Annotated in this window: 10 protein-coding genes and 1 tRNA gene; 8 read left to right on the plus strand and 3 right to left on the minus strand. The window is 60.5% G+C overall.

Annotated features, from left to right (window positions below; translation table 11 throughout):
* Positions 1-26 precede the first annotated feature (26 nt).
* Positions 27-122, plus strand: a tRNA-Sec gene (locus BTW08_RS19080).
* An 837-nt stretch (positions 123-959) separates the two neighbouring features.
* On the opposite strand, the gene BTW08_RS01505 is transcribed toward BTW08_RS19080, so the two are convergent.
* Positions 960-1505 carry a ferritin-like domain-containing protein gene (locus BTW08_RS01505; protein ID WP_075560725.1) on the minus strand — a complete coding sequence of 182 codons (546 nt, stop codon included), beginning with the start codon at positions 1503-1505 and terminating at the stop codon, positions 960-962.
* A gap of 220 nt (positions 1506-1725) precedes the next feature.
* Here BTW08_RS01505 and BTW08_RS01510 point away from each other — a divergent pair, with 220 nt between their 5' ends.
* The 5 genes from BTW08_RS01510 to BTW08_RS01530 all read left to right on the plus strand — a co-directional run bounded on the left by BTW08_RS01510 (position 1726) and on the right by BTW08_RS01530 (position 6175).
* Complete coding sequence (locus BTW08_RS01510) at positions 1726-2709, plus strand: cation diffusion facilitator family transporter (protein WP_075560726.1); 984 nt, start codon at positions 1726-1728, stop codon at positions 2707-2709.
* A 324-nt stretch (positions 2710-3033) separates the two neighbouring features.
* Positions 3034-3870 carry a methylenetetrahydrofolate reductase [NAD(P)H] gene (gene metF, locus BTW08_RS01515; protein ID WP_075560727.1) on the plus strand — a complete coding sequence of 279 codons (837 nt, stop codon included), beginning with the start codon at positions 3034-3036 and terminating at the stop codon, positions 3868-3870.
* A 183-nt stretch (positions 3871-4053) separates the two neighbouring features.
* Entirely contained in the window at positions 4054-4587 is a 534-nt protein-coding gene (sodC, locus tag BTW08_RS01520) for a superoxide dismutase family protein (RefSeq protein WP_075560728.1), read from the plus strand.
* A 169-nt stretch (positions 4588-4756) separates the two neighbouring features.
* Positions 4757-5428 carry a metal-dependent hydrolase gene (locus BTW08_RS01525; protein ID WP_075560729.1) on the plus strand — a complete coding sequence of 224 codons (672 nt, stop codon included), beginning with the start codon at positions 4757-4759 and terminating at the stop codon, positions 5426-5428.
* A gap of 84 nt (positions 5429-5512) precedes the next feature.
* A complete protein-coding gene (locus tag BTW08_RS01530; protein ID WP_075560730.1) occupies positions 5513-6175 on the plus strand; it encodes a haloacid dehalogenase type II in 663 nt (220 codons plus the stop codon).
* A 31-nt stretch (positions 6176-6206) separates the two neighbouring features.
* Here BTW08_RS01530 and BTW08_RS01535 read toward each other — a convergent pair whose 3' ends face one another.
* On the minus strand, positions 6207-6464 hold the full coding sequence (locus BTW08_RS01535) for a YheV family putative zinc ribbon protein (protein WP_075560731.1): 258 nt from the start codon (positions 6462-6464) through the stop codon (positions 6207-6209).
* Positions 6465-6523: 59 nt separating this feature from the next.
* A complete protein-coding gene (prlC, locus tag BTW08_RS01540) occupies positions 6524-8575 on the minus strand; it encodes an oligopeptidase A (RefSeq protein WP_075560732.1) in 2052 nt (683 codons plus the stop codon).
* A 223-nt stretch (positions 8576-8798) separates the two neighbouring features.
* Here prlC and BTW08_RS01550 point away from each other — a divergent pair, with 223 nt between their 5' ends.
* Both BTW08_RS01550 and BTW08_RS01555 read left to right on the plus strand, forming a co-directional pair.
* Entirely contained in the window at positions 8799-10139 is a 1341-nt protein-coding gene (locus BTW08_RS01550; RefSeq protein WP_075560734.1) for a sodium-dependent transporter, read from the plus strand.
* A 79-nt stretch (positions 10140-10218) separates the two neighbouring features.
* Positions 10219-10752, plus strand: a complete 534-nt coding sequence (locus tag BTW08_RS01555) for a gamma carbonic anhydrase family protein (RefSeq protein ID WP_075560760.1) — start codon at positions 10219-10221, stop codon at positions 10750-10752.
* Positions 10753-11287 lie beyond the last annotated feature (535 nt).

Here is an 11287-nt window from a genome sequence, read left to right on the forward strand (position 1 = left end):
GTTCGACTTTCACGAGTCGAAGCCCTGGAAGAGAATCGTTCCCCGGTGGGGCGACAGGACTTCAACTCCTGGAGGGGCTGCCAGCGGTCCCTGGTGGGTTCGACTCCCACTCTCTTCCGCCATATCCGGGCAGAAGTTGGCGCTGAGTGGCGTTCACCGTGTCAGATTTGCCAGCGATCGAGGCGCTTGCGCAAGCGTGATGTCGGTCAACCGACGGGATCCGAATGCATTGCAAAAAGTTACATCTTTTATTGAATCGTCAGTCACTTATAAGCTTATGATTAAGAACACTTAAGTTTTGCGATTAGCAAAATCGATCGGGGAAGTACGAAAACTACCTTGGATGGCAGCTGTTTACAGTCCATTCTTGAATTGCCCACTTAGCCAAGTGGCTCTTATCGCAAAGGAATGCGGGAGTGGGCGTCCATAGCTGTACACACTTCCTTCCGCTTTCTCCCCTGTTTTTGCCAGCTCGCCCTTCGAGTCGTCTCGGTCGAATCCGGTCGTTTACCCTTTGTTAACGTAGTTAACGTAGGTGACGAGCGTCGTTCTTATTCTCTCCGCGCATTCTCTCTAAACATCTTGATCGGGTGTCACCTCGCCGTGACCATCCTCGTGAGCACTTAGTTGGTCGTCGCGACTGTCTGGCGAGGCCATGCGGGCGTGATAACTGGTAGCATCAATGACGCTTAGTGCTGACACCGTCACAGGACATCCATCGAGTGGGGCTGACATGCAAGGGTCGTTGATAGGGATTGTGGTCGGTGTCGCCGTATGGGCGGCAACGGCCGAATGGGGCTGGGGAATCGGCATCGGGATTGCATCCGGTATCGCCTGGGACCTCTGGCGCCAGCGCCCGGGCCGCGGAGATTGATCGTCGCGCTTCGACGAAAGCCGATGACACACCCCGCGGCTACGGGGTGTGAATTGCCTGCTCGAGGGCCGAAGTGACATCGACGCTAGGTCTTGGTTCTGACGCCTTCGAGCAGTGACGCCATATCGTCGGCATGCTCCTCTTCCTGGGCAAGAATATCTTCCATCACCCGACGCGATGTCGGGTCCTTGTCGCCCAGGTAGTTGATGATCTCGCGATAACTGTCGATGGCGATGCGCTCGGCGATCAGATCTTCCTTGATCATCTCCTCCAGCGTTTCTCCTTCAGCGTACTCGGAGTGCGAGCGGCTCAGCAGCCCCTCGGGTGAGAAGTTGGGAGCACCGCCCAGCTGGGTGATCCGTTCGGCCAGCTGGTCGGCGTGCTGCTGCTCTTCCTGAGCATGCTCCAGGAACTCGTCCTTGGCGATGCTCGAACTGAGCCCGTCTGCCATGTAGTAGTGACGCTTGTAGCGCAGCACGCAGACGATTTCGGTGGCCAGGGCTTCGTTGAGGATTTTGATGACCGTTTCGCGATCGGCGGTATAACCTTCGGTGACCGCGCCATTCTCGATGTGCTGACGCGCACGTTCGCGAATTGTCTGAATATCGGTCAAGAATGTCTGTTCGCTCATGCTTCTCCTCCGTGATGACAATAAGTACAGCGATGACAATAAGTGCGGCGCCAAGATGACCGCGCAACATCGACATGATGTCGCGGCGCTTCACTGTCGTGATCTCAACGTAGTCGATAGCCGCGAGTTGGCCCAGAGATATCGATGGCGGGGCTGTGTAATACAATAGCGTCGGGGTCTTGGGCTAAGATTCGAGCACATTCCAGGCAGGACAGGTCTCATGACCGACCACGATCATTCTCGACATCATGATCACTCGCACGAACACGATCACTCTCACCATGACCACGGTCACTCGCACGACCATGCGCCTACCGTGACCGCGGATAGTGCCAAACGTGTCAAGCTGGCGATGATCCTGACCGCAGGCTTCATGCTGGCCGAGGTGATCGGCGGCTGGATCTCCGGCTCCCTGGCGCTGCTGGCCGACGCCGGGCACATGTTCAGCGACAGCTTCTCGCTGGGTCTGGCGCTGTTCGCTTTCTATATCGGCGATAGGGCGCCCGACAAATTGCGTACCTTCGGCTATCAGCGCTTCCAGGTGCTCGCGGCTTTCGTCAACGGTCTGACGCTGGTGGCGATTTCGGTATGGATCCTGATTGCGGCGATCGAGCGCTTCACGCAACCGACGGAGGTGTTGGCCGGACCGATGCTGGTCATTGCGGTGCTCGGCCTGCTCATCAATCTCGTGGTCTTCAAGATTCTGCACGGTGGCGATCAGGAAAATCTCAACCTGCGCGGTGCCGTCCTTCATGTCATCGGCGACCTGTTGGGTTCCGTGGCGGCGATCGTCGCCTCCGTCGTGATCATGCTCACCGGCTGGATGCCGATCGATCCGCTGCTGTCGATGCTCGCGGCAGCGCTGATCCTGCGCGCGGCGTGGAAGATCCTGCGGCGCTCGTCTCATACGCTGCTGGAGGGCACGCCGGAGGGGGTCGATATTGCGCAGATCCGTGACGCTCTGCTCGGTGTCGAAGGCGTCAAGGGCCTGCATGACATTCACGTCTGGGGGCTGACCCCGCAGGATCCCCTGCTCAGCGTCCATCTGGTCATCGAGGCACCGGAACTGCACGACAGCGTGATCGAGCGCGCCTACAACGTGCTGCAGACGCGATTCGGCATTCAGCATGCGACACTGCAAGTCGAAACGCGGGACTGCCTGACCGGCGGGGAGTGCAATCACGGCATGGTCGTGCATCCCTGAATTGGCCGTGTACCTGTGAATGATCGTGCACCTGTGAGTGGCCATATATCTGTGAATGGCCATATACCTGTGAATGGCCACACACCCGTAAATGAGCGATCGCGAGAGGGTGCCCGCGGCCCCGGGATGACCGGGACTCATGATCGGTCGGGAAAGTTTCATTGGCTGTCGCCGGCCGGTGCAGGCAAAATCGCCGTTATTCAGTCTTCAATTCACCACTGGTGGTCGTTGCCGGCAGGGTCCGATCGGGGACGGCGCACTCGGCCGGCGTAGCGCCACGCCGGCTAGTATCGAAACCGGCTAGTATCGAAAAGAGTATCGCTCATGAGCACGCAGCCATCGCTGGGCATCAGCTTCGAATTCTTCCCTCCCAATACCGATGCGGGGCGAGAGAAACTCGGTGGCGTGCGTGACGCGCTGGCCGCACGCAGCCCGCGCTTTTTTTCCGTCACCTACGGCGCTGGGGGTTCCACCCAGGCGCGTACTTTCGACACCGTCAATAAGGTTCGGCGCAGCGGCGTGAACACGGCACCGCATCTCTCCTGTATCGGCAGCGAGAAGAGTGCGCTGCGAGAGCTGCTGCAAACCTACCGTGAGGAGGGGATCGATAGCCTGGTAGCGCTGCGCGGTGATCTGCCGTCGGGTATGGGCGGTGCCGGCGAGCTGCGCTACGCCAACGAGCTCGTCGAGTTCATCCGATCCGAAACCGGCGACCATTTCGAGATCGCCGTGGCAGCCTACCCGGAAGCCCACCCTCAGGCGCCGAGTTTCGAGCGGGATCTGGAAAACTTCGCCCGCAAGGCGAAGGCGGGGGCCGACCTGGCGATCACGCAGTACTTCTTTACCGCCGACGCCTACTTTCATTTCGTGGATCGTGTGCGCGGGATGGGGATCGAGACGCCGATCGTGCCGGGCATCATGCCAATCACCAATTACACCAAGCTGGCCCGGTTTTCCGATGCTTGCGGCGCCGATATTCCGCGCTGGATTCGCAAACAGCTCGAGTCCTACGGCGACGATAGCGAGAGCATCCAGGACTTCGGCACCGAGGTGGTCTCTAACCTCTGCCATCGGCTGCTGGATGGCGGCGCGCCGGGGCTGCATTTCTACACGCTCAATCAGTCGGCTCCTACCCTGAGGGTGCTCGACAATCTGTCCTGACCCGGTCCCCGCTCGCGGGGTTCGACAGGCAAGGAAAACGGGCCAGCGCTCCAGGCGCTGGCCCGTTCGCGTTCATGGCGGCTATTGGCTAGGTTGAAAGGAGTCAGCGCCGGAATCGGCGTTGAGCAGGATCTTGCCGACAGTCTATTTTGCAGCGAGATTCACCACGGACAGGAGAACGAGATGCGACACAAGACACTATTGGCGCTCGGCGCCAGTCTGGCAATGACCATGAGCGCTGCAACCCAGGCGCAGACCCGCGTGGAGATGCGTTCGGTTTCCAAGGACGGTGTCGGTGATAGCGTTGGCACCGTAATGGCCGAAGATACCGATCACGGCTTGTTGCTGACCCCGGATCTCTCCGATCTGAACGCCGGAATTCACGGATTCCACCTTCATCAGAACGCCAGCTGCGAGACGAGCAAGAGTGACGGTGAGGTGACGCCGGCCGGCGCGGCTGGAGGCCATTTCGATCCAGAAGAAACCGGTACTCACCAAGGGCCTTACAGTGATGAAGGCCACCTCGGCGATCTTCCCGCGCTGATGGTCGACGAGGACGGCAATGCCACCACGCCAGTATTGGCTCCCCGGCTGAAGGAGTCTGACTTGAGCGGTCATGCCTTCATGATCCATGAAGGGGGCGATAACTACTCCGACCAGCCCAAGCTTGGCGGCGGCGGCAGCCGCGTAGCCTGTGGGGTCATCGAAGGCAGCTGATACGTCTACCCGCAAGATTCGTGTGTTCCAGGACGGCTCTGTCATCGGCAGGGCCGTCTTTAGCTCGAGCCAAGCCGGCACTCGGATTCATTGTTCGTAAGCTATTGTTTTAAGAACGGCTATCGCGCCATAATCTGTTTATTTATCCAGTTATGGGGCGCTCGGGCCGATGGCCAATTTTCGAACTCACTTCGGCGTGGCGAGTGTCGGGGGGGCAGCGGTTGCCCAGGCCGGTTGGCAGGCAGGGCAGTGGAACGGTTGGCAAGCGTTGGCGGTGGCCCTGCTCGTGGCATTCGGCGGGATTCTGCCGGACATCGATGCGGACCAGTCCCAGGCCATTCGCCTGATCTTCAATATTCTGGCGGTCGTCGCCGTCATCGTGGCGGTGCTGATTCTCCAGCATCGGGTGACCCCGGCCTATCTTTTCGCTGCCTGCGGGGGCGCCTACTTCGGCATGCGCTATCTGGCCGGCGCCCTGTTTTCTCGCTTTACCGTCCATCGCGGGCTCTGGCACTCGTTGCTGGCGGCGATCGTCAGCGGTCTCTCGACGGCGGCGATCAGCTTTTCCGTCATGGGGCAGTCGGAGCGGTTGGCCTGGATCCACGGGCTGGCGTTGACGCTGGGATTCGTTATCCATCTGACGCTGGACGAATGCTACAGCGTCGATCTCACCGGGGCGCGGTTCAAACGCTCGTTCGGCACGGCGCTCAAGCTCTTCAGCTGGCGAGCGCCGGGCAGCGCGTTGATGCTGGTGCTGGTGTCGGCGCACCTGCTCAGTTGGTTGCCCTCGTTTACGGCACTGCGTCAGGTGGTCGCTCAGGGCCTGGCGCTCTGGCACTGAGCGGCGGGCGCGATCCGTAACGGGACTCTACACTAAAGCACTTTCCGCCTTTGAAACGTTCTCTCCAGTGACCCGGAGGTCTTGATGCATCTGGTATTCGATGTCAATGAAACGCTGCTCGACACGAGTTCACTCGATCCCCTGTTCCGCCGCTGGTTCGGTCAGGACGGGCATCGCCCGGAGTGGTTTCTGACGCTCCAGGAGGCGTGGATGACGACCAACCTGATCGGTCGTTTCGAGCCCTTCGCCGAGCTGGCAAAGAGCGCCTTGCGCCAGCTCGGGGCCAAACATGACGTCTCGATCTCGACCGCCGACGAGCAGGTGTTGATCGAGGGTATTCTCACGATGCCCGCCCACGGCGATGCCGCGACGGCACTGGCGACACTACGTGATCAGGGGCACACGCTGACCGCTCTGACCAACAGCGCGCTGAAGGCCGCCCACCAGCAGCTGGCGCATGCCGGGTTGGCCGACTACTTCGATGCCATTCTCAGCGTGGAGAGCGTCGAACGATACAAACCGTCGCCGGAGCCCTATCAGCACGCGGCAGCCCACTGGGCGGTGGATCCCAGCGAGATGGTGATGATTGCCGCCCACAGCTGGGATCTCGTCGGTGCCCATGCCGCCGGCCTGCGCACCGGTTTCATCGCGCGGCCAGGCAAGGCGATGGATCCGAAGATCGAGGGCGTGCCGGATTGGCACGACGACCATCTCGTTCAACTGGTCGAGCGAGTCGCCTCTGCCTGACGCGGGCTGAATGCCAAGATGAATACCACGATCAGTGCGGCTTCTTGGGATCGAGAATGCGTACCGGCGTGATCTCCTCGCTGGCCGGTCGCTGGCGTTCCCGAGGCTGATTGACCCGGGTGGGCACTTCGGGAATCGTATCGTCCTCGATCGGCAGCTGTTCGAAGAAGTCGCAGCTCACGCAATCGCGATAGCGGATGCCGTTCTGTTCCCACGAGCGGATGCGGTCCATGGCGGAACAGCGCGGGCAGATCGCGCCGGCGATGAAACGCTTGGGTGTCTGGGGCATGAGTTACCTCAAAATTGATGAGCGGATGCCGGTGGGCATCCGCTCGAGGCATCGCGTGTCTAAGCGACGCGGCGCGGTTCGATGCCGGAATGGCGCAACAAGGGGTCGATGCTCGGCTCGCGGCCGCGGAAGGCTTGGAACAGCTCTGCCGCTTCCTGCGATCCGCCCTGTTCGAGAACTGTTTCGCGGAAACGACGACCCGTCTCGGCATCGAAAATCCCGGCTTCCTCGAAGGCGCTGTAGGCATCCGCGGAGAGCACTTCGGCCCATTTGTAGCTGTAGTAGCCGGCGGCATAGCCCCCGGCAAAGATGTGGGCAAATCCGTTCTGGAAACGATTGAAATCGACCGTGGGAACGACCGAGGCCTTGGCGCGGACGTCGTCGAGCAACGCCTGTATGTCGGCGGAACTGGGCTCGCGATATTCGTGATGCAGCCGGAAATCGAACAGCGAGAACTCCAGCTGGCGCATCATCTGCATCGCCGACTGGAAATTTCGTGCGGCCTGCAGTTTGTCCAGTAGTTCGTCGGGCAGCTTCTCGCCCGTGTCGACATGGCCGGCGATCAGGTCGAGACCCTCGCGTTCCCAGCAGAAATTTTCCATGAACTGACTCGGCAATTCGACGGCGTCCCAAGCGACGCCGCTGATACCGGAGACGTCCGCGACCGTTTGTTGGGTCAGCATGTGGTGCAGACCGTGGCCGAATTCGTGGAACAGTGTCAGCACTTCATCGTGAGTCAGCAGGGCCGGTTTGCCGCCGACCGGTGGGGTGAAGTTGCACGTCAGATAGGCGACGGGCAGTTGCAGTTCGCCGTCTTCGCGCTGGAGACGCGTTCGGCAGACATCCATCCAGGCCCCGCCTCGCTTGCCCTCCCGGGCGTACAGATCGAGGTAGAAGCCGGCAATCGGCCGGTCGCCGTCGAGCACGTCGAAGTAGCGGACATCGGGGTGGTAGCTTGGCGCTTCCGGGTTTTCCGCCATGCGGATCCCGTAAAGCTTGTCAGTGACGCTGAACAGTCCTTCGACGGCTCGCGGCGCCGGAAAATAGGGGCGCAGCTGTTCCTGTGAAATATCGTAGCGTGCCTGACGCAGCTTCTCGCTGGCAAAAGCGGTGTCCCATGGCTTCAGGGCGTCGAGACCGAGCGTCTCCTTGGCATAGGCTTCGAGTTCGTTGAACTCCTGCTGCGCCTGAGGATGGGCGCGTTCGGCGAGATCGTCGAGGAAGCCCAGCACTTGCTCGGGGCTTTCGGCCATCTTGGTATCCAGCGAATAGTCGGCGTAGGTGTCGAAGCCGAGCAGCTTCGCCAGCTCCTGGCGCAGTGCCAGCGTCTCCTCGATCACGGGTGCGTTGTCGTTTTCGCCCGCTTTGGGGCCCTGATCGGAGGCGCGCGTCACGTAGGCGGTGTAGACCTCGCGACGCAGCTCGCGATCCTCGGCAAACGTCATGACCGGCAGAAAACTGGGAACGTCCAGAGTGATGCGATAACCGGAAACACCCTTGGCTTCGGCGTTGGCCTTCAGCATCTCCAGCGCGCTTTCCGGCAAGCCGGTCAGACGTTCGGCATCATCGAAGTCGCGGTGCCAGGACTGCGTGGCATCGAGTAGCTGATTGGAGAAGGTGTTGCCCAGTTCCGACAGGCGCGCCTGGATCTGCCCATAGCGTTTCTTTTCGGCGGCCGGCAGATCGACGCCCGCCAGACGGAAGTTGCGTAGGGTATTATCGATTGCCTTGCGCTGCGCCGCATCGAGTGCGCTGAATTCGTCGCTCTGGTGGAGTCGCTCGAAAGCCTGGAATAGCGCAGTGTTCTGACCGACCCAGGTGCTGTACTCGGAGAGCATGGCGAGACAATGCTGATAGGCGTCGCGCAGCGCATCGCTGTTCATCGTCGAATTGAGGTGGGAAACCGGTGACCAGGCTTGGGAAAGGCGGTCGTCGAGTGCTTCCAGCGGCGCGGCCAGCGACTGCCAGCTCACATCCTGCTGCTGGGCGAGCGTCTCGATGGCCTGCCGGTTGTCGGCAATGATTTTTTCGATGGCCGGAACGACGTGTTCGGCACGAATCGCTTCGAATGGCGGCAGGGTATGATGCTCGAGCAGCGGATTATTCGACATGGTCACCTCGGACGAAGAAATCGATGCCTTGCTATATGGGGGGAGCCGAAGCCGGTTTCAATCCGGATCGCCATCCCGGTTTCAACGATTCAGCGGGGGAGGCTTCGCTCGATTGGCCCCTCGCCAGCGGCCTGATAGGCTCTCCGCGCTTTCGCGCCAGCCGCGCACCTGGCAATTCGCTTGTCGCCGGCGGCCGCAACCCGTTCGATAAAGGTCCTCACTAATGAGTGAAACTCTGGAGCGCTGGCAGTCCCGCCGAGCTTTTATTCTGGCGGTTACCGGTGCAGCCGTCGGTCTGGGCAATATCTGGCGTTTTCCGTACATGACCGGCGAGAACGGCGGGTCGGCGTTTCTGCTTCTCTATATCGTGTTCGTGCTGCTGCTTGGGCTGCCGATGATGATGGCGGAGATCATGATCGGGCGCGCCGGCCGCCGCAGCCCGATGCAGGCGCTGGCGTTCCTGGCGGAAGAAGCCGATGTCAGCCGCCACTGGAAATGGCTGGGGCTCTTCGGGGCGATCACCGTGTTCTTCATCCTGTCGTTTTATTCGGTCGTCTCCGGCTGGTCGATCGAATATCTGGTGAGTGCGGTTAACGGCAGCTTCGTGGGTCGCTCGCCGCAGGAGATCGGCGCGAGTTTCGATGCTTTCCTGGCCGACCCGCTGCGTATGACCTTCAATCACACCCTGTTCATGCTGTTGACGATGTCGGTGGTGGCAGCCGGTGTCGCCAACGGCATCGAGAAGCTCAACAACGTGATGATGCCGCTGTTGTACGGCGTCCTGATCGTTCTCGGCGGTTACGCCATCACGACGCCCGGTTTCGGCCCGGCCTTGCACTGGTTGTTCACCCCCAACGTTGCCGCGATCACCTGGAGCGTGGTGCTCAATGCCATGGGGCATGCCTTTTTCACATTGGCGGTGGGTGCCTGTGCGCTGATGGCTTACGGTGCCTATATGCCCGACGAGCAGAGCCTGCCGAAGGCGGTGTTCGCCGTGGCGCTGCTCGATATCGCCGTGGCGCTGCTTTCCGGTATCGCCATCTTTTCGGTCGTTTTCACTCATGGTCTCGATCCCAGCGAGGGGCCGGGGCTGATGTTCGTCACCTTGCCGATCGCCTTCAGCGAACTGCCGGGCGGCCAGATATGGCTGGGGGCATTCTTCCTGCTGCTGCTCGTCGCAACGTGGACCTCGTCGATCAACCTGGCCGAGCCGATGGTGTCGATGCTGGTGGGGGCCGGGTGGCGACGGAGCCGGGCTGCTATTCTGATTGGATCACTGGTATGGCTGGTAGGGTTGTTGTCGGTATTGTCGTTCTCGACGCTGTCGGAGGTGCATTGGGTAGGGGAGATGAACTTCTTCACGCTGGTGTCGACCATTCCGCCGGACATCTTTCTGCCGATCGGAGGCTTGCTGATCGCCATCTTCGCAGCGTGGCGGATGTCCCGGGAAGCTGCCGTGGCGGCGATGGGTATCAGCCCCGGCGGATTTCGTCTCTGGCGAGGGCTGGTACGTTACGTCTCGATTCCGCTGACCGTGGTCGTGTTGATGACGAGCCTGATGTAGGCAACGCGCTTTGGGGTGGCTTCCAGTATTTTGGGGAGCTCCCGGCATACTGAATAACCCGGCGACAGGAGTAGCCATGATGGCCGTTCGAACTTTTCAGGGCGTCACGCCCAGTCTCGGTGAGCGGGTGTTCATCGATGACACCAGTGTGGTGCTGGGAGACGTTGCGCTTGGCGATGATTGCTCGGTATGGCCGATGGCGGTCATTCGCGGCGACGTTCATCGCATTCGTATCGGCGCGCGGACCAGCGTGCAGGATGGCTGCGTGCTGCACTGCACTCACGCCAGCGACTTTAACCCCGGCGGCCATCCGCTGGTGATCGGGGACGAAGTCACGATTGGCCATCAGGCCACGCTGCATGGCTGCAGGATCGGCAACCGAGTGCTGATCGGAATGGGCGCCGTGGTGCTGGACGGTGTCGTAGTCGAGGAAGAAGTGATCATTGCCGCTGGCGCCATGGTACCGCCGGGCAAGGTGCTGGAAAGCGGTTATGTCTATGCGGGTAATCCCGCCAAGCCGCTGCGTGAACTCAAGGCCGCCGAGCGCGAATTCTTCAGCTATACCGCGGGTAACTACGTCAAGCTGAAGGATCAACACCTGTCCGGCGAGTGATGGGGATGTATCGCGACAGGCTCCTCCCATCGATTTCACTTTTTTCGACTCAGGGGCTTGCCAACTCGGCGGCGGGCCCGTAAAGTACGCATCCGCTGCCGCCGAGAGAGGTTTTCGGGGACAGCGAGAAGAATTCCAAGCGTTTGATTTGATTGAAGAAATCGGTTGACGCAAGGCGGTGAAGCCAGTAAGATCGCTTCCCAGTTCTTCAAGGATCGGCGCCGCTAAGCAGCAACGGCGCCAGGCAGGATTCGACAAGAAAGACGTTGACATCCTCACCCAGATCCTTAAAATACGCCACTCCTTACGGCGGCCCAGAAAACAAGCGCTGACAAGCACTTGGGTTCGACGGCAGAAGCGAAGCGCTTCAAGTAGGGGCGCTCTTTAACAATCGATCAGGTAATTGATGTGGGCGCTTGTTCTCGCGTGACAGCCAGTCACGACATATCGAGGCAAGCGACTCGTCAAGATTCGTTTGACCTTGAACCAAGTTTGGTCCGCTTTTCTTCTTGTTCTTCGGGATGAGAGAAGTAAG

It is taken from the genome of Salinicola sp. MH3R3-1, from assembly GCF_001937155.1.
Classification (GTDB): domain Bacteria; phylum Pseudomonadota; class Gammaproteobacteria; order Pseudomonadales; family Halomonadaceae; genus Salinicola; species Salinicola halophyticus.

Coding starts and splice junctions, on each gene's coding strand:
- metF (WP_075560727.1), top strand. CDS start 3,034: ATGAGCACGCAGCCATCGCTGGGCATCAGCTTCGAATTCTTCCCTCCC.
- BTW08_RS01530 (WP_075560730.1), top strand. CDS start 5,513: ATGCATCTGGTATTCGATGTCAATGAAACGCTGCTCGACACGAGTTCA.
- BTW08_RS01550 (WP_075560734.1), top strand. CDS start 8,799: ATGAGTGAAACTCTGGAGCGCTGGCAGTCCCGCCGAGCTTTTATTCTG.
- BTW08_RS01555 (WP_075560760.1), top strand. CDS start 10,219: ATGGCCGTTCGAACTTTTCAGGGCGTCACGCCCAGTCTCGGTGAGCGG.
- BTW08_RS01525 (WP_075560729.1), top strand. CDS start 4,757: ATGGCCAATTTTCGAACTCACTTCGGCGTGGCGAGTGTCGGGGGGGCA.
- BTW08_RS01505 (WP_075560725.1), bottom strand. CDS start 1,505: ATGAGCGAACAGACATTCTTGACCGATATTCAGACAATTCGCGAACGT.
- prlC (WP_075560732.1), bottom strand. CDS start 8,575: ATGTCGAATAATCCGCTGCTCGAGCATCATACCCTGCCGCCATTCGAA.
- BTW08_RS01510 (WP_075560726.1), top strand. CDS start 1,726: ATGACCGACCACGATCATTCTCGACATCATGATCACTCGCACGAACAC.
- BTW08_RS01535 (WP_075560731.1), bottom strand. CDS start 6,464: ATGCCCCAGACACCCAAGCGTTTCATCGCCGGCGCGATCTGCCCGCGC.
- sodC (WP_075560728.1), top strand. CDS start 4,054: ATGCGACACAAGACACTATTGGCGCTCGGCGCCAGTCTGGCAATGACC.